At 55.0% G+C, this 20,594-nt stretch carries 22 protein-coding genes, 1 pseudogene and 1 riboswitch; of the genes and pseudogenes, 17 read left to right on the top strand and 6 right to left on the bottom strand.

Annotated elements, in window-relative coordinates; translation table 11 throughout:
- Positions 1-1,499: 1,499 nt before the first annotated feature.
- Positions 1,500-2,936 (bottom strand): pyruvate kinase, encoded by a 1,437-nt coding sequence (gene pyk / locus MV985_RS01965; RefSeq protein ID WP_297459862.1) that lies wholly within the window; start codon positions 2,934-2,936, stop codon positions 1,500-1,502.
- A gap of 100 nt (positions 2,937-3,036) precedes the next feature.
- Between pyk and MV985_RS01960 the strand changes: the two genes are divergently transcribed.
- Positions 3,037-3,495, top strand: a complete 459-nt coding sequence (locus MV985_RS01960) for a peroxiredoxin (RefSeq protein WP_297459819.1) — start codon at positions 3,037-3,039, stop codon at positions 3,493-3,495.
- Positions 3,496-3,698: 203 nt separating this feature from the next.
- On the opposite strand, the gene MV985_RS01955 is transcribed toward MV985_RS01960, so the two are convergent.
- Positions 3,699-4,415 (bottom strand): peptidase M54, encoded by a 717-nt coding sequence (locus MV985_RS01955; RefSeq protein ID WP_297459800.1) that lies wholly within the window; start codon positions 4,413-4,415, stop codon positions 3,699-3,701.
- A 98-nt stretch (positions 4,416-4,513) separates the two neighbouring features.
- A riboswitch (Fluoride riboswitch) is annotated at positions 4,514-4,586 on the top strand.
- 17 nt (positions 4,587-4,603) lie between these two features.
- On the opposite strand from MV985_RS01955, the gene MV985_RS01950 reads away from it, so the two are divergent.
- The 7 genes from MV985_RS01950 to MV985_RS01920 all read left to right on the top strand — a co-directional run bounded on the left by MV985_RS01950 (position 4,604) and on the right by MV985_RS01920 (position 9,629).
- Positions 4,604-5,467, top strand: coding sequence for a prenyltransferase/squalene oxidase repeat-containing protein (locus MV985_RS01950; protein ID WP_297459791.1), 864 nt, complete (start codon positions 4,604-4,606; stop codon positions 5,465-5,467).
- A gap of 141 nt (positions 5,468-5,608) precedes the next feature.
- Positions 5,609-5,980 (top strand): fluoride efflux transporter CrcB, encoded by a 372-nt coding sequence (crcB, locus tag MV985_RS01945; RefSeq protein ID WP_297459789.1) that lies wholly within the window; start codon positions 5,609-5,611, stop codon positions 5,978-5,980.
- Between the two features lie 4 nt (positions 5,981-5,984).
- Positions 5,985-6,365, top strand: a complete 381-nt coding sequence (locus MV985_RS01940) for a DUF190 domain-containing protein (protein WP_297459787.1) — start codon at positions 5,985-5,987, stop codon at positions 6,363-6,365.
- A gap of 57 nt (positions 6,366-6,422) precedes the next feature.
- Positions 6,423-7,640 (top strand): bifunctional phosphopantothenoylcysteine decarboxylase/phosphopantothenate--cysteine ligase CoaBC, encoded by a 1,218-nt coding sequence (gene coaBC / locus MV985_RS01935; RefSeq protein ID WP_297459784.1) that lies wholly within the window; start codon positions 6,423-6,425, stop codon positions 7,638-7,640.
- Positions 7,641-7,696: 56 nt separating this feature from the next.
- On the top strand, positions 7,697-8,503 hold the full coding sequence (locus tag MV985_RS01930) for a mechanosensitive ion channel family protein (protein WP_297459782.1): 807 nt from the start codon (positions 7,697-7,699) through the stop codon (positions 8,501-8,503).
- Positions 8,504-8,618: 115 nt separating this feature from the next.
- A complete protein-coding gene (locus MV985_RS01925; RefSeq protein WP_297459857.1) occupies positions 8,619-9,302 on the top strand; it encodes an aspartate/glutamate racemase family protein in 684 nt (227 codons plus the stop codon).
- Between the two features lie 33 nt (positions 9,303-9,335).
- Positions 9,336-9,629 (top strand): MazG nucleotide pyrophosphohydrolase domain-containing protein, encoded by a 294-nt coding sequence (locus MV985_RS01920; RefSeq protein WP_297459851.1) that lies wholly within the window; start codon positions 9,336-9,338, stop codon positions 9,627-9,629.
- A gap of 22 nt (positions 9,630-9,651) precedes the next feature.
- On the opposite strand, the gene MV985_RS01915 is transcribed toward MV985_RS01920, so the two are convergent.
- Positions 9,652-10,002: a hypothetical protein gene (locus MV985_RS01915; protein ID WP_297459780.1), complete on the bottom strand. Its 351-nt coding sequence runs from the start codon at positions 10,000-10,002 to the stop codon at positions 9,652-9,654.
- Positions 10,003-10,169: 167 nt separating this feature from the next.
- On the opposite strand from MV985_RS01915, the gene MV985_RS01910 reads away from it, so the two are divergent.
- The 9 genes from MV985_RS01910 (at position 10,170) to MV985_RS01870 (ending at position 19,314) form a co-directional block, all read left to right on the top strand.
- Complete coding sequence (locus tag MV985_RS01910; protein WP_297459849.1) at positions 10,170-11,585, top strand: TldD/PmbA family protein; 1,416 nt, start codon at positions 10,170-10,172, stop codon at positions 11,583-11,585.
- Between the two features lie 10 nt (positions 11,586-11,595).
- Positions 11,596-12,918: a TldD/PmbA family protein gene (locus MV985_RS01905; protein WP_297459846.1), complete on the top strand. Its 1,323-nt coding sequence runs from the start codon at positions 11,596-11,598 to the stop codon at positions 12,916-12,918.
- Positions 12,919-12,995: 77 nt separating this feature from the next.
- The gene (locus tag MV985_RS01900) at positions 12,996-14,273 is read left to right on the top strand and encodes an MFS transporter (RefSeq protein ID WP_297459839.1); all 1,278 of its coding nucleotides are present in this window, start codon (positions 12,996-12,998) and stop codon (positions 14,271-14,273) included.
- A 110-nt stretch (positions 14,274-14,383) separates the two neighbouring features.
- The gene (locus MV985_RS01895) at positions 14,384-14,800 is read left to right on the top strand and encodes a hypothetical protein (RefSeq protein ID WP_297459778.1); all 417 of its coding nucleotides are present in this window, start codon (positions 14,384-14,386) and stop codon (positions 14,798-14,800) included.
- 155 nt (positions 14,801-14,955) lie between these two features.
- On the top strand, positions 14,956-15,801 hold the full coding sequence (locus tag MV985_RS01890; protein WP_297459776.1) for a hypothetical protein: 846 nt from the start codon (positions 14,956-14,958) through the stop codon (positions 15,799-15,801).
- Complete coding sequence (locus MV985_RS01885) at positions 15,788-16,567, top strand: hypothetical protein (protein WP_297459774.1); 780 nt, start codon at positions 15,788-15,790, stop codon at positions 16,565-16,567. The genes MV985_RS01890 and MV985_RS01885 overlap by 14 nt, the downstream gene beginning before the upstream one ends.
- Positions 16,564-17,013 carry a hypothetical protein gene (locus MV985_RS01880; RefSeq protein ID WP_297459772.1) on the top strand — a complete coding sequence of 150 codons (450 nt, stop codon included), beginning with the start codon at positions 16,564-16,566 and terminating at the stop codon, positions 17,011-17,013. The genes MV985_RS01885 and MV985_RS01880 overlap by 4 nt, the downstream gene beginning before the upstream one ends.
- On the top strand, positions 17,010-17,684 hold the full coding sequence (locus tag MV985_RS01875; RefSeq protein WP_297459770.1) for an ABC transporter ATP-binding protein: 675 nt from the start codon (positions 17,010-17,012) through the stop codon (positions 17,682-17,684). The genes MV985_RS01880 and MV985_RS01875 overlap by 4 nt, the downstream gene beginning before the upstream one ends.
- Before the next feature lie 10 nt (positions 17,685-17,694).
- Complete coding sequence (locus tag MV985_RS01870; RefSeq protein WP_297459768.1) at positions 17,695-19,314, top strand: PEGA domain-containing protein; 1,620 nt, start codon at positions 17,695-17,697, stop codon at positions 19,312-19,314.
- 18 nt (positions 19,315-19,332) lie between these two features.
- On the opposite strand, the gene MV985_RS01865 is transcribed toward MV985_RS01870, so the two are convergent.
- The 3 genes and pseudogenes from MV985_RS01865 to MV985_RS01855 all read right to left on the bottom strand — a co-directional run.
- Entirely contained in the window at positions 19,333-19,794 is a 462-nt protein-coding gene (locus MV985_RS01865) for a COG2426 family protein (RefSeq protein ID WP_297459766.1), read from the bottom strand.
- A complete protein-coding gene (locus tag MV985_RS01860) occupies positions 19,791-20,357 on the bottom strand; it encodes a phosphatase PAP2 family protein (protein ID WP_297459764.1) in 567 nt (188 codons plus the stop codon). The genes MV985_RS01865 and MV985_RS01860 overlap by 4 nt, the downstream gene beginning before the upstream one ends.
- A 73-nt stretch (positions 20,358-20,430) precedes the next feature.
- Positions 20,431-20,594 (bottom strand): annotated as a pseudogene (locus tag MV985_RS01855) (ASCH domain-containing protein); the annotation flags it as partial.

The raw sequence follows: 20,594 nt of genomic DNA, 5'->3' as shown, positions 1-20,594 counted from the left end.
CCTTGAATTAAGGGCTTTTCCGGGGTTTTTTGGGACCCCTTTGGAGAAAGGCTTATAAGATTGGAGGTCCCTAATTCTTTTACTGGGCGAATGAAGGAAAAAACCGCCCTGTTGCAATAAGACTCCAGGAGAATTGAAAGGGCATCGCCCCGCATGCTATCACAGTAGCAGCCGTTGGTTGCAATAAGACTCCAGGAGAATTGAAAGTAAGGGTCAAAAACTACAGCGAGGACGGAGACCTTTGTTGCAATAAGACTCCAGGAGAATTGAAAGTCTGCTCGCCAACCGTGTCTCCTACTCCCGCGACCGGTTGCAATAAGACTCCAGGAGAATTGAAAGAAGGACAAAGACAAGGACACCTCCAATTGGGGATTACGTTGCAATAAGACTCCAGGAGAATTGAAAGCAGAGTCCTGGACGAACACTTCCCTCTTGTCGATGACCGTTGCAATAAGACTCCAGGAGAATTGAAAGCGTCATGTTTTCGGGTGGGCCAACCATGACTGGCGGGTTGCAATAAGACTCCAGGAGAATTGAAAGTCAGCTTGCTCTCAATCGTCTGGTTGCCGAAGCTGAGTTGCAATAAGACTCCAGGAGAATTGAAAGAGCTTATAGACTGGCATTTGGGCGAAAGGATTTCAGATGTTGCAATAAGACTCCAGGAGAATTGAAAGGGGGTTTTGAAAAGTGGTGTCAATGTTTCGAGGTTTGAGTTGCAATAAGACTCTAGGAGAATTGAAAGAGCCACTCGAACCGAACCGGCGCCCGGAGAACACTCCGTTGCAATAAGACTCTAGGAGAATTGAAAGGTCGTGAGGAGTCCTGTTCTCGGGAAGATTGAGAGAAGTTGCAATAAGACTCTAGGAGAATTGAAAGGCTATGTCATAAAGCTCACAGAGCGCACCTGTGCCGGTTGCAATAAGACTCTAGGAGAATTGAAAGTCACAGCGGCCGAGGCCGAAAAACTCGCCAGTATGACGCAGGTTGCAATAAGACTCTAGGAGAATTGAAAGCTCGTGATGTGGGTCTACGGCATGATTTTCGGGGCCCTGTTGCAATAAGACTCTAGGAGAATTAAAACTGGTTACATGGAAAATAGAAGAAGGAAGTACCTTCGAAGTTGCAATAAGACTCTAGAAGAATTAAAACTGCAGGTGAAGAGCGTGGACATCCCGCGCAATGGTGTGTTGCAATAAGACTTTAGAAGAATTGAAACTTTGATGAGCTTAAGCGCCTGTTCGACCAGCCGTTTGTTGCAATAAGACTTTGGAAGAATTGAAACACAGGAAGCTCAAAGACCTCAGTAAGCTCACCGAGCGGCTGCAATAAGACTCTAGAAGAATTGAAACCGCTCAGGTCTCTCAAAAAATTGGGGTTGATATTACGTTGCAATAAGACTCAATAAGACTCCAGGAGAATTGGAAGCTCCGGGGTAAAGAGGTTTCTCGGATGGGAGTCAAAGAGAAGGAATTGTTGGGGGAAGCGATGGACATCACAGGTCAGACGTTGAATATCCTGATCGTGTTGGTCCCGACAGTCTTTCCGATGGGCGTTCCCTTCGTGAGGAGCACGGTGTCGTTCTCTCTGACCAGGCCGAGACCCCTGATAACCCTCAGAATCTCCTCCTCGCTCGTCTCCTCAACGGTGAAGGGGTAAACCCCGTAGGAGAACATCAGCGTATTGCCGACCCAACCATCGGTCACGAAGGCGAGAATCCACTGCCGGGGCTTGAAGCGGGCTATCAGCCGGGCGGTTTCACCAGTTCTCGTCGGGGTCAGGATGTACTTTATGTCAATCGAGTTCAGGGCCTCTATAATGCTCCGGGTTATGGCGTCCTTTATGGTGCCCTTCCTCTGGACCCTACCCTTCCACTCGCTCATCTTCCACTCGACTATCCTGGAAGCCCAGTGGGAGTCCATGTAGGCTTCAGTTGTCCTGGCTATTCGGGCCATCATCCTGACGGCGTCAATCGGGTACTTACCCACCGCGGTCTCCTCGGAGAGCATCAGGACGTCGGTCCCGTCCAGTATGGCGTTGGCCACGTCGGTTACCTCCGCCCTCGTGGGGAGCTTCTCGTGGGTCATGCTCTCGAGCATCTGGGTTGCAGTTATAGCGGGCTTTCCCACGAGGTTGGCCTTCTTGATGAGCTTTTTCTGGAGTATGGGAAGCTTCTCTATCGGCATCTCGACACCGAGGTCTCCCCTGGCTATCATTATACCGTCGGCAGCATTCAGGATCTCGTCGAAGTTCCTGACCGCGTCGGGACGCTCTATCTTTGCGATGAGGAAGAGCCGGCCCTTCTTCTCCTCCACGAAGCGCCTCACCTTGAGCACGTCGTAGGCTGAGCCAACGAAACTTATGCCGACGGCGTCAACGCCGTGTTCGATGGCGAACTCCGTGAACTTTAGGTCCCGCTCCGTTACGGCCTCTATCGCCAGCCTCGCCTTGGGGATGTTAATTCCCTTGTGGGAAAAGAGCGTTCCACCAACGAGAACCTTGCAGATGACGTCGGTGTCCTTCACCTCCTCGACGCGAAGCGCTATGAAACCGTCGCTGAGATAAATGATATCGCCCTTGGAGACCAGCTTTGGAAAGTCCTTGAACTGGACGGGGATAACCCCCTCGTTCCCGAGGACGTCCCTGGTCGTCAGGACAACGGTCTGCCAGCGCCTGAGAACAACGGAGCCGCCGGCGATCTCGCCAACGCGAATTTTAACCCCCGGAAGATCACCCAGGATTGCGACGGGTCGGTTCAGCTTTTCGGAGATACTCCTCACGAGCTCTATCGTTCTGGCGTGCTGCTCCAGGTCACCGTGGGCGAAGTTTATCCGCGCGACGCTCATTCCCGCCCGGATCATCGCCTCGACGACCTTCTTCTTTCGGGAAGCCGGGCCGAGGGTGGCTATTATCTTCGTCTTCTGGGATGGTAGCTTCATCGTCCTCACCTGAAACGATCCTCTCGTCGTTCCCTAATAACCTTTGCCAACCTGCCAAAAGGCTTAAGAATTAGGGCGCCCTAATTATTCCGGTGGTGGTATGAACCCGCTCGACGTTAGGGTTTTCGACGAAGACGGAAAGGAGGTTACCCTGAGAGACGTCGTGAAGGGTAAATGGACCGTGCTCTACGTCTATCCAAAGGACAATACCCCCGGATGCACGACCGAGGCGAAGGAGTTCACGGAGCTTTTACCCGAGTTCGAGAGGCTCGGCTTTCGGGTTATCGGCGTCTCAAAGGACTCGGTGAAGAGCCACCAGCGCTTCAAAGAGAAGCACGGCCTTAAGGTTAGGCTCCTCAGTGACCCCAACGCCGAGTTGATAAAAGCCCTCGGGGCGTGGGGCAAGAAGAAGCGCTATGGAAAGGAGTACGAGGGCGTTATAAGGAGCACCTTCATCCTCAACCCCGAGGGAGAAATCGTCTGGAAGAAGATCAACGTCCGCGCAAAGGGCCACGCCGCCAAAGTCCTCGAGGAAGCGAGAAAACTGGTGGGGGAATGAGGCGGGAAATACTTACCACAATCTCCCCGGAGGAGCTCAGGGAAATCGCCGGAACGTGGGAGACCGGATTAGTCTGAGTATCGAAAGGGCGGAACCGTTCCATGGGATGCCCAGATACAGGGTGAGGGTTTGGGGAACGGATGGGGAAGTGGAGCGCTTCATGGAGGAACTGAGGCGCGCGAGGGTCGGGGCTGAGGGATTCTTCAACCCGTCCCGGTATCCCTTTTTTCCCCAGGTACCAGCCCCGACCACTCCACTGCCCTCTTGAGGTTTATGAAGCAGGAGTCGCAGTAGCCGGGGAACCGGGAGTCCCACTCCGTCATGCTAGCGGGCGGGTTCATAACGCAGTCGTTGGAGCAGTGCTCGAGACCAAAACCGTGGCCGATCTCGTGGAGGACACCCTTAAGAACCCTGTTCCGAAAGAGGGTCAGCATTTCCCTCACGGATTCCGATTCGATGTTTCCATCGTCCCTGCGATCCTTCAGTATCTCTCCAAGGCCCTCCGGTTCGAAGGGCTTCATGGAGAGAACCATTATCCTGAGACCGAGCCTCGTCTCGTGAATTCCCAGGAACTTCTCGTAGAAGTCGAAATAGGGGTTCCTGGAGACGAGCGGAAAGGTGGTGAGGGCGAATATCTTGTTCATCCTCATTTCCGGCCTCCCCTCTATCTCCTCAAGGAGCCGCGCGTGTAGAACGTCAACTATAGCTTCTAGGGGATAGACCTTGATCCGCCCCGCGGGAGTGCTGAGGCTGATGAGGTAGCCGGGCTCGAGCTTGAGTCTGCCGATGTAGACGAACCGGAGGGGAAGATCGTTTTCCCGGAAGAATCGGTTCGCCCCGTCGAGAACCTCAAAGAGGACCCCCTCCACAACCTTCCTGTCCATGAAGTTGTTGATGTAGGTGAACGCTATGAACTCCATCTTCCCTCGGGGAGGGGAACGCGCCAACCTAATTAAATTTTTAGGTATGAATTTCCGATAAAAAGTCGAATCACAAAGATTTTTAATGTGCCCCTGGAATTGGGAATGGCGATGGCGTCCGCCGGGCCTTGAGCCGAACCGCCCTGAGGGACTGATGACGCCTGTTCTACTCCACTGGAGGCGGTAGGATGGGCTCGAAGCTCGAGGAAATCGGACGGTACGTTGAGATAGGGAAGGTTCTTGATTACGTTGAGAAGAGGCGCCACGACGACGGAGGCTACTGCTTTGTGAGCGTTCTCGACGATACCAACGTCAATGACACCTACTACGCGGTCAAGCTCTACAACCTCCTTGGATTGGAGGTTCCGGAGAAGGAGAAAACCATCGAGTTTCTTTCGAAGGCGATACAGCCCCAAACGGCCGTTGTTGCCATAGCTATGGCCCTTGAGGGTCTTTCGATACTCGGAGCCAGGGACATCGCGAGGGAGCACGTGGACATAGTCTTCACCAAGTACAACCCGATCGAGGGCAGGTTCGCAGTTGGTCTCGGTGGCAGCGAGGAGTTCGGAACCGCCACACCCCTTGAAGCAACCTACTGGGTCGTTAAGGCCTTGAAGGCCATCGGGTATCGCTTCTCAAACGAAGAAAGAGATGCAATCAGAAGGTTCGTCATGCGCTTTAGAAACGGAAACGGCTACGGCGTTAAACAGCCGACGACAACGATGACGTACCAGGCGCTCTACACCCTCAACGCGCTCGGTTACAGGCCTCCGAAGAGCCCCCACTTCAGGAACTGCGAGCTCTGTCCAATGGGTGGCTTTACAGAGGTTCCCTACAGCCTACCATCATACCTTGAGCCGACGTTTTACGGAATCAGGGGGCTCGAACTGCAGGGTGAAACCCCAACCTGTCCGGAAGGGCACGTTCGGTTCATACGCCGGCTCCAGAACCCCAACGGTGGCTTCAGGAGAAGCCTGGAGCTTGGCATCTCGAACTTCCAGAACACCTACAGGGCTCTGGCGGTTGTTGACTCGGTGCTGAGGTTCCTCTGAATGGTAAGAACCCTAAGAACCCTCTGAACAGCTCCTCATACCGGAGGTGATATCCCCTCCCAAAACCTTAAGTATGGGTCTGCACGCATGCTCGAAAGCCGGAGGTCAGGGATCCAAAGAACCTGTCGGGAGAGGAGGAAGATGAACGTCAGGATAGCGCTGGCCATAATGTTCGGTGGTGCCCTGGGAGCACTTGCCAGATTCTACATCTCCGGAATCCTGCCGGTTTACAGGGATTTTCCCGTCGGAACGCTGCTGGTCAACAGCATCGCGAGTCTTATCCTCGGCTACCTCTATGGGCTGGTCTTCTGGGGAGTGGACGTTTCAACGGAGTGGAGGCTCTTCCTCGGAACCGGTTTCTGCGGTGCTTTAAGCACGTTCTCAACCTTCTCCTACGAGACCTTTTCGCTCCTCCGCGAGAGGGAGTACCTCATAGCCGGTCTCAACGTCGCGGCAAACGTTATAATCACAATCGCCTTAGTTTTCGCGGGTTTCATCCTGGCCCGGAGGTGATTCCATGGTTGAGGTTGAGCACTGGAACACGCTCCGGCTTAAGATTTACATCGGCGAGAACGACCGCTTTGACGGAAAGCCCCTCTACAAGGCCATAGTCGAGAAGCTCCGGGAAATGGGGATGGCCGGGGCGACCGTTTATCGCGGTATCTACGGCTTCGGGAAGAAGAGCAGACTTCACTCCGCCGACGTCATGAGGCTCTCAACCGACCTGCCGATAGTTATCGAGGTCGTGGACAGGGGCTACAAAATAGAGGAGGCAATAAACGAGGTCAAGCCCATGATAACCGACGGAATGATAACCGTCGAGCCGGTCATCGTTGTCTGGGTCGGCAGCTCCGAGGAAGTTAAGAAGTTCGAGGAGGACGCGGTAAGGGAGCTTTGAACTCTCGACCACTATCACTATATATGATTCAGTCCCAGCTCTTTTGGAGGTGTACAAATGCTCCACCACATCAGGCTGATCCACGCGAGCAAGAGCAGAAAGCTGGTCGGAAAGAAGATCGTTCTGGCCATTCCAGGAAGTATAGCCGCTGTGGAGTGCGTCAAGCTCGCGAGGGAGCTCATAAGACACGGAGCGGAAGTTCACGCGGTCATGAGCGAGAACGCCCAAAAGATAATCCACCCCCACGCCATGGAGTTCGCCACAGGTAATCCCGTCGTGACTGAAATAACGGGCTTCATCGAGCACGTTGAACTTGCCGGAGAGCACGAGAACAAGGCCGATCTTGTGTTAGTCTGCCCCGCAACGGCCAACACCATCGGGAAGATAGCCTGTGGAATTGACGATACCCCGGTTACGACCGTCGTAACTACCGCTTTCGCCCACACACCGATAATGATTGCTCCCGCGATGCATTCTACAATGTACGATCATCCGATAGTGCTTGAGAACATCGAGAAGCTCAAAAAGCTCGGTGTTGAGTTCATAGGGCCCCGCTTCGAGGAGGGCAAGGCGAAGGTTGCCCCGATGGAGGAAATAGTCTACCGCGTCATCAAAAAGCTCCACGGGAAGGACCTCGCCGGAAAGCGCGTTCTGGTTACGGCCGGCGCGACGAGAGAATACATAGATCCGATACGTTACATAACCAACGCGAGCAGCGGGAAGATGGGCGTTGCCATAGCGGAGGAAGCCGACTTCCGCGGTGCTGAGGTGACGCTCATCAGAACGAGGGGAAGCGTTTCCAGCCTCGTGGAAAACCAGATAGAGGTTGAAACCGTCGAGGAAATGCTGGAGGCGATAGAAAAGGAGCTGAAGGAAAAGAAGTACGACATCGTGGTTTTAGCCGCGGCCGTCAGCGACTTCAGGGTAAAGGAGAAGGCAGAAGTGAAGATAAAGAGCGGAAAAGCTCTAACGCTTGAGCTCGAGCCAACACCCAAGATAATAGACATCGTGAAGGCCCTTCAGCCCGATGTATTCCTGGTTGGTTTCAAGGCGGAAACCGGTTTAAGCGAGGAGGAGCTAATAAGCGCGGCCAGAAAGCAGATCGAGAGGGCCGGGAGCGACCTCGTCGTTGCCAACACCCTGAAGGCCTTCGGGAGCGACGAGAACGAGGTTCTGCTCGTGGGCAGGGACTTCGTGAAGAGATTGCCGAGGATGGACAAGAGGGAACTCGCGGAGAGGCTCTGGGACGAGATGATGAAGCTTCTGCGAAGATAAGCGGAAGCTTTTTTACCTCCCCGCCCAAACCTCCAAAAACGCTCGGAGGTGATAACGTGGTTGCATTGGATGAGCCTTTGCCCTACATAGGGATAACTCCGTTCCAGCTGGTTTCGGCGCTGATCATACTCATCGTCGGCTACGTGGTAACTAAGGTGATCGTGGGGCTCTTCAAGAAGAGTATGAAAAAAACGAAGCTCCCGCCGCTCGTCATCGAGTTCCTCGGCAGGTTCCTCGCGGTACTGCTCTACACCGCAGTACTCATTCTCGGCCTTGGAGCGGTGGGCATATCGGTGTCACCCCTGATACTCGGCCTATCCGCTGTCATCGGTTTAATCCTGGGCTTCGGCCTGCAGGATACCCTCACCAACCTCGCCGCCGGGGTGTGGATAGCGGCCCTGAGGCCCATTGACCTCGGTGAGGTCGTTGAAGTTGCCGGAAAAATCGGAAGCGTCAGCGGAATTGGTCTTATGAGCACGGAGCTGAAGACGCCGGACAACAAGATAATCACGATACCCAACAAGCTCGTCTGGGGCAGCATAATCGTCAACTACACGAGGATGCCCACGAGAAGGGTGGACGTTGACGTCGGTGTCGCCTATGGAACGGACCTGGACAGGGCGATAAAGCTGGCGATGGATCTCATGAAAAGCCACCCGAAGGTTCTCGACGAGCCTGAGCCGGGCGTGGTCATAACGGCCCTCGGGGATTCGGCCATAAACCTCCAGCTCAGGGCCTGGACGAAGACTGAGGACTACTGGACTGTCAAGGGCGACCTGACGCGGGGAATCTACGAGCTTTACACAAAGGAAGGCATTGAGATACCCTTCCCGCAGCTAGACGTCCACCTTAAGAAGGAATGATCTTCGTCCCCTCTTCTTTTCCTTTGTCCTTTAAAAAACTCCACCAATGGGTTTGGTTTACAGCATCAACGAAAGGTTCATAGGGAGTTTGGATACCGCTCGAAGGGTGATGCTCATGAAGAAGATAGGAATAATAGGCGGAACCACGCCGGAATCGACCTGCTACTACTACCAGAACTACATAAGGATCGGCCGCGAGAAGTTCGGCTCATTCAACTTTCCGGAGCTTATAGTCTACTCGATAAACTTCGAGGAGTTCAAGAACAACCCGCGCGGTTGGGAAGGCAGAACGGAGATGCTGATAACAGCTGCTAGGGCGCTCGAGAAGGCAGGAGCCGAGATAATATCACTCTCCGCCAACACACCCCACATAGTCTTTCCTGAGATTCAGAAGGCCGTGAACGTCCCGATGGTCAGCATAATAGATGCACTCATCGAGGAGATGAAACGCAGGGACGTTAGGAAGGTCCTCCTCCTCGGAACCAGGACGACGATGACGGCCGACTTCTACAAAAACGCCCTTCGCGAGGCGGGTTTCGAGGTAATAACGCCGAGCGAGGATGAGATGGATGAGGTGAACAGGATAATCTTCGAGGAGCTTGCCTCCGAAAACCTGAGGAGCAAGCCCTACCTGATAGACCTCATAGAGAAGTACGCGAGGGTAGAGGCCATCGAGGGGGTCATCCTCGGTTGCACAGAGCTTCCGCTGGCGATAAAGCGGGGCGACGTTTCCGTCGAGGTCTTCGACACCGCGGCGATACACATGAGGAAGCTGATCGAGCTGGCGAGTGATTTTTAAGCCCTTTTCTTCCCCTTCCTCCAGGTGAGAGAGATGGAGATAAAAGAGTTTCAGGACATGATCAGGGATATCTACTTTCACAAGGACTCGAAGAGGGGCGTTGAGAAAACCTTCCTCTGGTTCGTTGAGGAGGTCGGAGAGCTAAGCGAGGCCATAAGGAAGCGCGATAGAGAAGCCATGGAGGAGGAGTTTGCCGACGTCTTGGCCTGGCTCGCGAGTCTGGCGAACCTCCTGGGGATAGACCTCGAGGAAGCGGCGAAGAAGAAATATCCCGGTGTCTGCCCCTACTGCGGAAAGAATCCCTGTGAATGCGAGGAAAAAACCTGAGAAGAAAGACCGAAGGAGAGAGTCAGATGGATTCAGTCCCGTACTCCATTTTGTCCGATGCGTTTTCCGGTGGCAGCGAGAGGGCTCCAAGGAGAATTATGAGACCCCCTATCAGGGAGTTGAATATCAGCGATAAGATGGCCGGTATGAGCACCTTGTCCTTTGCCTCCTTGTAGCGACCCTCATCAATCAGCTGAATGGCCTCCTTTGCCCGCATGTGGGTCCACACGGCTATGGCCAGCGGGATCCACGCCACCACTATGCCGAAACCAATGCTGGCAACCGTAACCACCAGAAACACCAGAACTCCTATAATCAGGTTTATTATGTCACCTATGTGTATCAGACTTTTTGCAGAGTCGGGGTCCCCCATGGTACCACCCCCAATTGGTAGGCTTTAATTCTATAAAAATCTTGTGCTCTATAGAACTTAACATGACATTAGTGTCCTAAACTGTCCCTATTAAAATGGACATCTAAACGGAAAGATTTTTATACTACCAGATAAACTATTCTATGCAGTAATCCGAGGTGATGTGCATGGAGCTTTTGGAGTTTGCAGTGGAGAAGGCCCTCGAACTCGGTGCAGATTACGCCGAGGCGCGCTTCGAGGAAAAAACCGGAACCCATCTGGCCATGAAGAACGGCTCTCCCGAGGGCCTCTCAATACTTGCCGATAGGGGAATTGGCGTTCGCGTCCTCGTGGATGGAGGAATGGGCTTCGCGAGTACGAACGTCCTCACGAAGGAGAGCATATCCGAGGCAGTGAAGAAAGCCGTAAAGCTTGCGAAGGCGGCCTCTCAGGTTAGGAACGAACCCATACGCTTTTCCGAGGAAAACTTCCACCGCGTTTCCTACAAGGTCAAGATGAAGAAGGACATCCGGGACGTATCCCCGGAGGAAAAGCTCGAACTCCTGAGGAAAATCGAGGAAGAGGTAAAGGCAACGGGCGTAAACGTGCCAATGCGCTATCTGATGTACTCCGACGAGCTGTGGAAGAAGGAGATAGTGACGAGCGAAGGTGCCTACGTGAAGAGCAAAATCCCGAGGGTCTCGGTGGTTTACAACCTCGTGGTTTTCGAGAACGGCCAGATGGAGCAGGCCCCATTCGTCCAGAGGGCCTTTTCCGGTGGCTTTGAGCTACTTGAAAGGGACGAGCCCTGGAACTGGGCGGTAAAGGACGTTAAGGCCCTGAAAAGACTCATCGCTGAGGGCAGGAAGCCCCCGGAGGGAAAGGTCGACCTCGTCATAAGCCCTGAAGTGGCGGGAATAGCGGTCCACGAGAGCGTTGGTCACCCTTACGAGGCCGACAGGATTTTCGGAAGGGAAGCCGCTCAGGCGGGAGAGAGCTTCGTGAAGCCAGATATGCTCGGAGAACGGATTGGAAGCGAGGTAGTTACGGTAATAGACGACCCGACGATACCGAACAGCTGGGGCTTCTACCTCTACGACGATGAAGGGGTAAAAGCCCGGCCGAGATATCTCATAAGGGACGGAATCATCAACGAGTTCCTGACGAACAGGGAATACGCCTACAAGCTCGGCCAGCACTCCAACGCTGCCGCGAGGGCGATCAACTACAACCGCGAGCCGATTGTGAGGATGGCAAACACCTACTTGGCTCCGGGCGATTACAGCTTCGAGGAGCTGATTGAAGATATCAAGCTCGGCGTCTACATGGTGTCCTTCAACGAGTGGAACATAGACGACAGGAGGTACCAGCAGAGGTACATCGGCAGGGAAGCCTACCTAATCGAGAACGGAGAAATAAAGCACCCTGTGAAGAGGCCCATCCTTGAGATAACGACGAGAGCGCTATGGAGCAGTGTGGATGCGGTGGGCAAAGAGGTTGAGTTCTACCCCGGAACCTGCGGAAAGGGTGAGCCCGGACAGGGCGTCCCGGTCTGGATGGGTGGAGCCCACGCGAGGCTGCGCAACATTCTTCTGAGGTACTGAGGTGGTGGAGATGTTCGATCTTAACGATTTCATCCTGAGGAAGGCCAAGGAGCTCGGCTTTGGTGACGTCGTTGTCCTGGGCTATGAAACAAACCGGAGGCAGGTCCGCTTTGCAAACAACGAGATAACCGTGGCAAAGTACTGGCACGAGAGGAAGGTCGAGCTCTTCGTGGAGAAGGATAAAAGGATAGCGAACACCACCATAACGGAGCTGAGCAGGGAGAACATCGAGCGGGTTCTGAAGACCCTCAAGAAGAACATTGAGGGCCTTTCGCCAAAGGAGGACTACTACGGGATAGCTGAGGGACCGTTCAGGTATGAGGACATCCCCGAAACTTTCGATAAATCCATCGTCGAACTCGACGAGCCGAACGAGTACGTCGAGAGGGCCATAAACGCGGCCCTGGAGAGAGGCGCTAGAAGAGTTGCTGGCGTTCTCTACACCGACCACGACAGGATTTATCTCACCACAAGCAACGGTGTGGAGGCCTTCGACGAGGGAACGGGGATAGAGATAAGCGTTAGGGCCTTCATCGGCGACCTCGAGAGCGGCCACGGGACTAACTCGGTTCGCGTTCTCAGGAAGTTCGACCCCGAGAGCGCTGGAAGAAAGGCCGGTGAGATAGCGAGCCTGGCGAGAAACCCCGAGCAGGGACCGGAGGGACGCTTTGACGTTATCTTTGACCCACTAGCGTTCGCCAACCTCCTCAGCTACATGAGCTTCATGACATCCGCCTACGCTGCAGAGGCCGGATTTTCTCCCTTCGTAAACAGGCTCGGCCAGAAGGTCGCGAACGAGATAGTAACGGTAAAGGACGTTGGAAACCTGCCCAACGGCTATGGAACCAGAAAGTTCGACGACGAAGGCGTTCCGACGAGGGAAACCACCATCATAGAGAACGGAACCTTCCGGACATTCCTCCTCAACACCAGTCTTGCGAGGAAGTACGGAGTAGAGACAACGGCCAACGCTGGCTTAATAATGCCGCACGCCTGGAACATCGTACTCGAGCCGGGAGATTACTCGCGGGAGGAGCTCTTCGGCGAGGTCAAGCGTGGAATCTATATCACGAACGTCTGGTACACTCGCTTCCAGAACTACGTGACGGGAGACTTCTCGACCATACCAAGGGACGGCATCTTCCTCATTGAGAACGGTGAGCTAAAGCCGATCAGGAACATCCGCGTCAGCGATAACCTCCTCGGAATCCTGGATAGGGTGAAGGCGATGGGCCGGGAAACCCACCACGTCCACTGGTGGGAGGTCAGAACGCCTGTGACAGCGCCCTACGTTCTCGTGAAGGACGTTGGAATAACCAGGGCCACCAAGTGATTACTTTCCCTTTTTATGGACATCGGTGTCCGGCAAGGCTTAAAAATCCCCACCCCATCTCCCGCCCGGTGGGAAATATGAAATCGGAGAAGTCCGGGTTGACGGGTTTCCATTACAAGCTCCTGGCAGTACTCGGAACGATCTGGGCCTTCGTGGCGATCAATACTATATCGGCTGGATTCGTCATCGCCCTTCTCAGGAAGGAACCGGGATTCCAGGGGAGCCTGACCAAGCTCGGTTCCCTCGGCTCGGCGGCGCTCTTCGGGATGCTCTTTGGGGCATGGATCTTCGGCTATCTCGCCGACAGGATAGGCAGGAAGAAAACACTGGTTCTGGCGGTTTCAACCTTCTCCCTCGGCTCTATAGTGAGTTCATTCGCCGGCAACCTGGACCAGCTCATAGTCCTGCGCTTCATCGTCGGCCTCGGACTCGGCGGAACCCTTCCGGTTGCGAGTTCATACTTCGCTGAGTTCATGCCAGATTCCATCAGGGGAGCGATGGTCTCGATACTAGAGAGCTTCTGGGCTATCGGAACCATAATCATAGGCATCGTGGCACTCCTGGTAAAGGCGGACTGGAGGGCCATACTCCTCTTCGGGGGGGCGGTGATACTTATCCTCCCGCTCCTGCTCACCCTCCCGGAGTCGCCGCGCTTCCTCCTCGCGAAGGGCAGGGTGCGGGAAGCGAGGGAGGTACTCAGGAGGATTCTTGGAAGGGAGGGGGACTTTGACCTCCCGGGAGGGGTCAGAAGGGCCTCAATAGGAGATCTCTGGCGGCGCTACGGTAAAACGACGCTCATGGTGAGCATCGCGTGGTTCAGCATAGCCTTTGCCTACTATGGATTCTTCATCTGGCTACCGAGGTTCCTCTCGGCCACGCTCGGCATAACGGTCTTCAGGAGCTTCCAGTACTTCGTGATAACGGCAATAGCCCAGCTCCCCGGGTACTGGAGTGCCGCCTATCTCCTCGAAAGAATCGGCAGGAAGAAGACGCTCGCCTACTACCTGCTCCTCTCTGGAATAGCGGGCGTCGGCTTCTACTTCGCGGCCAACTCTGGCAACGAAGGAGCGATCATCGCGAGTGCCATAGCCTTTAGCTTCTTCAACCTTGGAGCGTGGGGTGCGATATACGCCTACACCCCGGAGCTCTACCCGACGGAGCTTAGAGGCACCGGCATGGGATGGGCCGGAGCGATGGCCAGAATCGGTGGGGGAATAGCGCCGATACTCGCGGGGAGGATAATGGAGGTAGGAAGCGCCGCCCTTGCGGTTCTGGTTATAGCGGCTGTTGCGATAATCGGTGCGCTGGACGTTCTGGCGCTGGGAGAGGAGACGATGGGGAAAAGCCTTACCTAATTTAATACTGTTTTCTTTATTTGCATCTCATCTTTTTATATTTCTGAATAAAAAAGTTTATAAGAGATTTATCAAAGAAGCTTTGAATGGTTTAATTGGGGGATGATTAATTGAAGGGAACAGTTAGTGCTTTACTACTAATAGATTTTATTGGATATCTTATCGGAAACTTCGTGGTAGCAGTCTCCCAAAGCAATGCTCCCACGGGATGCTGGGAGATGTACAAACACGATGTAGATGACCAAGTGTGGGACAATGGTGAGTGGTATTGGGCGGGAGTCAGAGGATATGTCAGGATATGCGACGGTAGTGCATCTATAGAGACCACTACTGTGGAGCACATATATGGAGTCTCCTGGAGCAAAGGTACAAAAATTATCGAGGGTCCATACAAGGTCCACACATCAAAAGTGGCCTATACAGAATTTGAATATCAGAGAATCACAGGAGAAACCGGGTGGGCATATGCAGTTATTTATGCAACTCCAGTACCATCTAGAACTGTGGCTACTGGTGAAAGCTCATGAAAACGTCAAGAGTATTGATTCTATTTTTTCTTTTGTTTTTGATATTTTCAAATGGAATCAATACTCATGCTATTTTAAATCTCCATGAAGGGACCTACGCAACATATGCCCTCCTTGAGCCGGAGGGCGGGCCTGGGGGGGTAAAGGATCTGTATATGTTCATCCTCTACCCAGAAGGCCTCCCTCCGAACGTTAGAAATCGTCTCATTGGATATCTAAGCCCCGATTCTCCGTGGGTAAAGGACGGATTTCCCTTCATAATCGGGGACTGCACCGAGGTCTTCCTGGAGTTCGAAATCCTCAAGGTTCTGGATAACACCGCCAGCATTAACGTCAGCATAACTTTCGTTAACACCACGCTGGAAGGTGATTACCGGAGGATAATACCCAACCTGACAATCTGGGAAGTGCTGGATCTCAACTTCTCGGACATGACCTACTACGAGAACGGAACCCCCATCGGAAAGGCCACCCTCTTCATCGATCCCTCCGACCCACCGAAACCCGGGGAGGTGCTGTTCAGTCTGGAGGGGCTTTCAATGGATGTCAACGTCTCGGTGGGTAACGTCACCTACAGCGCCTACGGCAACAGCACGGTTCTGACGTACTACAGACCCTTCAGGCCGCCCCACATTGGGATGACAACCCGGAGGTTCTACTTCAGCGAGGCCGGGAAGAACTGGTCAATCTCAGGAGGGGGAAGGGAGGAGTACACCTACGATTTCCTGACCGGCGTTATGATAGCGGGAACTTTCAGCCACTCCACCGAGCTGATGGCGCTTGGAGTTTTCGACATTGACAGTATGGACAGAAGGATCCGCGGAAAATCGGAAGATGGGGTGTGGCCGGACGGCATCAAACTTTACGATACGAACATCGCCTTCCCCGATGAAGGGGACTCTTCCTATCCAGATAGCCCCTGGAGGTACTATATGTATTCAGGAATTCTGGCACTGATGGCTTCACTTCTGGCGAGGTGGTGGAAGGATGGGCACGGTTAGAACCCAGCTGGAATGGGAGCTTAACGATCCGCTGAAGCTCGCTGTTTTCCTCTTCGGGTTCCTTCTGACGGGGCTGGCGTTCCTAAAGGACGCCCTCAGCATGGGGGCAACCGGAATGCTGGACCCCTTCAGTCAGGAGTCAGCCGTTCACTATGCCAGGATCATTCCGAGGCTTGCCCTCCCCACTCTGTCACAGGAAGCCTACAGCGTCCTTGTTTTCGTTGCCGTTATGCTCTCCAGCATTTCAATAAGGGGCGAGATGGATTCGCTGGCGGCTTTAACGGTTTACTCGCTCCCGATCAGGAAGTGGAAGCTGTTCCTGGTCAAATTTGCCTCGATCCTAGTTCTGACGACCCTATCGTTTGTGCTCCCATATTTTCTGGCCTTGGGATACGTCCTCTCCGGCTCTCCTTCCCTCCTCAGGGGGATCCTGGGGGACGGGGTTTGGAGCAATATCCTGGCGTTTTTCCTGATTGCGGTCTTCTACGCGGTCTCGGTCTCCCTTTCCATAGCCCTGCTGTCACCGAACTCGTTCGCCTCGATCCTGGGGGGACTCGCCCTACTGTACGTCCCGGTTATTCTAGGGGCCTCCAGCCTGCCGCCCTTCAACATCTCCGCAGCCATGTCATCGTACCTGACCTCGGTGGCCTACGGAATGGGGTACACGGGTACCACCTACGGGAGCGTGGTCGGTGTGGGGTTCTTTCTCCCCTCCGCCCTGCTGGCGGCATCGGTGATTCTCAGCGAAAGGAGGGATGCCCGGTGAGGAGGTTCATGGGGTTCTTCCTGCTCGCCATTCTCCTCTTCACCATAGGGTCGCTGCTACTTCCCCGGTACCACCAGGAGAACCCCACGACCTCCGGGTTCTTCAGCGGCGACGGTTCATCCGTTTCGGTGTTTGTCCCCACCGCGAGGAGGGTCGCCATCAATGTCGTGACGGAGAATGGGAAGGGATACGAAGTTCAGGTGTTCGATAGCGTTCGAAACAGGTTCATAGCGAATCTGAGCGCAATGGGGAGTATATACAGTGAGTTGGAACTCCCGGATTCCGGAACTTACTACTTCGTCTACCACGGAAACGGTACGGCGAGGATCGCCGTTGGAACCCTCGCTATGTACCCCTCAGGGAACGTTCTGAAAATCGAGTACCTGATCGGCGGGACGGTAGCCTTCGTTCTCGCCGCGCTGCCCTGGATGGGGGTGAAGCAATGATAGTGAGGGCAGAGCGACTCACGAAGCGCTTTGGAAGTGTCCTCGCCCTGAACTCCGTTGACGTTGAGATTCCAGAGGGATTAACGGTCATAGTCGGCCCCAACGGGGGCGGCAAGTCCACTTTCCTGAAAATCGCCGCCGGGGCGTACAGGCCAACCGGAGGGAGCATAGAAGTCCTCGGAAAAGACCCCTGGAAGGACGAGCGAATAAAGGGGAGAATAGGCGTCTCCTTCGACCCGCCGGCCCTTCCTCCCCTGAGAACCGGGCTGGAGTGGTTGGGGTACATCTCGGAGGCCAGAGGGGGCGATGGGGGAAGCGTTCGGAAGGCCGCGGAGATGTTCGGGGCCAGGGAGTTCATCGGAAAAAAGATCCGGGACTACTCCGCGGGCATGAGGAAGAGGGTGAGCCTGGCCCAGGCGTTCGTGGGAGACCCGGAGGTTGTGTTCCTCGATGAACCCCTGGCAAACCTCGACCTAAAGGGCATGAGGGACGTTATGAAAGTTATAAAGGAAGAGCACGAGAACGGCCTGAATCTGGTGGTGATATCCCATATCTGGCGTCCCTTTATGGAAATGGCGGATTACGCCGTTTTGATAGCCGCGGGAAAAGTGCAGGCCGCTGGCTTTCTCCAGGACGTTCTGCCGTTGCTGGAAGAGGCGTTTCCCCTTTGAGGTGGTGGTAATGAGAGGGATCGCGATCCTGATCGGCACGGTGCTCCTGCTCTCCATCCTGGGGGGTGCTGTTAATGCCTCCCCGGAAAGCAGCTACGGCATACTGATAGTTGATTCTAGCGCCAGAGTTTTCATCGTGGAAGAGGATGCGAGTTTTAGGGGGCCGGCGTGGGTAGAGCTCCCTGCATCGAAGGAGGGCGAGAACTACACCGTGGTGGTGGACGTAAACGGGCTGAGCGTGAGGATCCCAGTTCTGGTCAAAGAGGGTCTGACAACGGTATTGGAGGTAAGGGGCAAGAGGATAGAGGAATCCATACGGACCAGTGGCGCCAGACCCGTTGGGGTGCGGTTCGGCCCTCCGATCAGCCTTCCCCCCAAACTCAAGGGGCCGGAACCGGAACTCGAGTGCATGGTGGCAACATACGGTCCGATGAAGGGAAAAGGAGTTGTCTTCGAACTCATGAAGAACCCCAACGGGGATGGCTACTTCCTCCTGCCCAATGGAACCCCGGTTAAAGTCTGTACCGGCGAGTACTACCTCTCGGAGATATACGGGATCGAGGACGGATGGGCATCGATCGGCCATTCTCTCAACTGGACGAGCTACGTCCCAGAGTACGGGAGGGTTGATATAGACTCCTATCCCGGAGATTCGGCCGTTCTCATCTTTGGGGCAAGCTACAACGTGCTGAGGACGCCCCTAAAGATCTTCGTGCCGATAATAACCAACGTTACCCGGGGGTACGGCTTTGATATGGCCGGCAGGCGCGTGGACTTCAGGCTCGAGCCTATTCCGGAGTACAACATAACGCTCGCCTCCAACCTGACCACAGCTGGAGGAATGGCTCCCTACGTTGACTTCACCGTGAAACCCTCGGAAGGGACTGCCGGGATCTACGTGAACTTCACGGCGCTGGCTCAGGCGGTATCGGTGAAGATCGTTTATGGCATGCCCCCGGAGTATCGGAGCCTTCCCAACGGGCTGGAAACCACGTCCGGGAAAGATGGGGAAAGCGTCACAAACTCCGGGGATCAGAAGAACAGGGGCATCTCCACCCTCGTTATAACAACGTACCCCGCGGACGTGAGAGTGGAGCTGGACGGTAAAACCGTGTGTACTGGAGACTGCGTTCTAAACGTGACCCCCGGTGAGCACGAGGTTACCGGGAGGGCGGAGGGCTTTGTGGCCGAGAGCAGGAAGGTGGTGCTGGCACCCGGGGAGCGTTTGGCACTAAACCTTACGCTCTCACCCTACCCCCGCTTTCGGGTTGTCTCCGTACCCGAGGGGGCGGAGCTCTACATTGACGGAAAGCCCTCGAACTGCACAACGCCATGCAACATAACCCTAACCCCCGGAACGCACATGCTGGTGTTCCGGAAGGAGGGGTTCAGGAACTACGAAACCGTGATCAGGGCCAGTGGAGGAGACAGCGGCGTCATCTCGGCATCGCTCACTGATCTCAGCGGCAGGAAGTACTCCCTCGACCCCAGGCTGAAAGGCGGGAACACCGCGGGAGAGCCATCTGAAGGGGAAGCCGGAGAGGGGTTCCCCATCACCCCAACGACGGCCTATATGCTCGCGGGCGTCCTGGCCATCGGGGCGGGCATCCTGATAGCCAGAAAGCTCTAAAATCTCCACTTTTCTTTTTTACCCGAACAGCCCCAGTGCCGGCCCAAGGGTTATCGCCATGCTCACAAGGCCACCGAGGATCAGAGCCGGAACCGTCTGCCTCTTCTCAATTCCAAGGAGGTAAGCCGCTAAGGCTCCGGTCCATATCCCCGTCCCGGGGAGCGGGATCGCCACGAATATCGTCAGCCCGATGAAGCCCCACTTCTCGACGTAGGGGTGGGCCTTCTCTCTGACGCGCTCGACGTAGGGGAGGTAGAGGTGCGCTATTCTCCGCAGGGGCGTTTTTTCTAGCCAGAGCATAAGCCTGTCAATGTAGGGGAGCAGAGCGGGGAGGACGAGCGAGAGCGTCAGAACTCCGAGGGAAGCTGCCAGAAGCGTCTCCCAGAGGGGGTAGCCCATACCAATGCCGTAGACTATCGCGTACCTTCCTTCGAAGGTCGGTATCAGCGAGAGGAGGAAGACCTCGAGAAAGCCCTTCATTCATCCTCCACCCCGAGGAGCGATTTCAGCAGGAGGTATAGCCAGGGGGCAAAGAAAAGGCTGAAGAGCACGTCGCTGAACCAGTGAACGTGGAGGAGGAGCCTCGTGAGGGCTATTCCAACTGCGTAGGCCCAGGCGAGGGGTGCGTACTTCCTCCAGCGATCTGAAACGTAGGTCGCTATCGCGGCCGCCCGGAAGGTGTGGCCGGAGGGAAAGGCGTAGGTTCCGTAGTCAGGCCTCGGCCTCGGAACCGCGAAGGCGAACTTGAGGACCAGAACGGAGAGGAGGCCGAGGGCGACGGTGCCGACGAAGGCAACGGTCCTCCTGGAGACGCGCCCCCGCTCCCTCAGGTCAAAATAGATGACCAGCAGTGAGAAGGCCAGGAGAAAGGCATCACCGCCCAGGGCCGTGAGGAGCCTCATCCAGGGCGTGTCCACCAGGGGCAGGGCCGAGTTGACCCATTCGTTTATACCCTCAAAGGCCCCGAGGGCCTGGAGCGAGAGGATCGCGAAGACGACCACGGTGAGGAGGATGAATTCGTTACCCGGTTTCAACCGCTTCATGGCACCCTAAAGAGATCGGGACGGTAAAAAAGCTTTTCCGTGGGAGGCGGGGGGCACCTATCAGAATGGGAGGTTAGATGACCCCAGCCCCGTAGAGCGCGTGGTAAGCCTTGAGAAGAGCGTTCTGGACCTTCTTCGGCCCGAAGGTTCTCACGGCTCTTCCAAGGCCCTCGTTGTAGATACGGCGCATTATGAAGTCTGTCTCGCGGTTGAGGTTGAGCTTCTCCTTGTTTTCAA

The organism is Thermococcus sp. (genome assembly GCF_027012695.1).
Classification (GTDB): domain Archaea; phylum Methanobacteriota_B; class Thermococci; order Thermococcales; family Thermococcaceae; genus Thermococcus.
This window is presented reverse-complemented; position numbering and strand designations above follow the sequence as displayed.

What these genes read in the sequence shown, in the direction of transcription:
- pyk (WP_297459862.1), bottom strand. Translation starts at nt 2,936, where the DNA reads ATGAAGCTACCATCCCAGAAGACGAAGATAATAGCCACCCTCGGCCCG.
- MV985_RS01885 (WP_297459774.1), top strand. Translation starts at nt 15,788, where the DNA reads ATGGGCACGGTTAGAACCCAGCTGGAATGGGAGCTTAACGATCCGCTG.
- MV985_RS01925 (WP_297459857.1), top strand. Translation starts at nt 8,619, where the DNA reads ATGAAGAAGATAGGAATAATAGGCGGAACCACGCCGGAATCGACCTGC.
- MV985_RS01905 (WP_297459846.1), top strand. Translation starts at nt 11,596, where the DNA reads ATGTTCGATCTTAACGATTTCATCCTGAGGAAGGCCAAGGAGCTCGGC.
- MV985_RS01915 (WP_297459780.1), bottom strand. Translation starts at nt 10,002, where the DNA reads ATGGGGGACCCCGACTCTGCAAAAAGTCTGATACACATAGGTGACATA.
- MV985_RS01920 (WP_297459851.1), top strand. Translation starts at nt 9,336, where the DNA reads ATGGAGATAAAAGAGTTTCAGGACATGATCAGGGATATCTACTTTCAC.
- coaBC (WP_297459784.1), top strand. Translation starts at nt 6,423, where the DNA reads ATGCTCCACCACATCAGGCTGATCCACGCGAGCAAGAGCAGAAAGCTG.
- MV985_RS01865 (WP_297459766.1), bottom strand. Translation starts at nt 19,794, where the DNA reads ATGAAGGGCTTTCTCGAGGTCTTCCTCCTCTCGCTGATACCGACCTTC.
- crcB (WP_297459789.1), top strand. Translation starts at nt 5,609, where the DNA reads ATGAACGTCAGGATAGCGCTGGCCATAATGTTCGGTGGTGCCCTGGGA.
- MV985_RS01875 (WP_297459770.1), top strand. Translation starts at nt 17,010, where the DNA reads ATGATAGTGAGGGCAGAGCGACTCACGAAGCGCTTTGGAAGTGTCCTC.
- MV985_RS01890 (WP_297459776.1), top strand. Translation starts at nt 14,956, where the DNA reads ATGTTCATCCTCTACCCAGAAGGCCTCCCTCCGAACGTTAGAAATCGT.
- MV985_RS01940 (WP_297459787.1), top strand. Translation starts at nt 5,985, where the DNA reads ATGGTTGAGGTTGAGCACTGGAACACGCTCCGGCTTAAGATTTACATC.
- MV985_RS01870 (WP_297459768.1), top strand. Translation starts at nt 17,695, where the DNA reads ATGAGAGGGATCGCGATCCTGATCGGCACGGTGCTCCTGCTCTCCATC.
- MV985_RS01910 (WP_297459849.1), top strand. Translation starts at nt 10,170, where the DNA reads ATGGAGCTTTTGGAGTTTGCAGTGGAGAAGGCCCTCGAACTCGGTGCA.
- MV985_RS01955 (WP_297459800.1), bottom strand. Translation starts at nt 4,415, where the DNA reads ATGGAGTTCATAGCGTTCACCTACATCAACAACTTCATGGACAGGAAG.
- MV985_RS01860 (WP_297459764.1), bottom strand. Translation starts at nt 20,357, where the DNA reads ATGAAGCGGTTGAAACCGGGTAACGAATTCATCCTCCTCACCGTGGTC.
- MV985_RS01950 (WP_297459791.1), top strand. Translation starts at nt 4,604, where the DNA reads ATGGGCTCGAAGCTCGAGGAAATCGGACGGTACGTTGAGATAGGGAAG.
- MV985_RS01900 (WP_297459839.1), top strand. Translation starts at nt 12,996, where the DNA reads ATGAAATCGGAGAAGTCCGGGTTGACGGGTTTCCATTACAAGCTCCTG.
- MV985_RS01960 (WP_297459819.1), top strand. Translation starts at nt 3,037, where the DNA reads ATGAACCCGCTCGACGTTAGGGTTTTCGACGAAGACGGAAAGGAGGTT.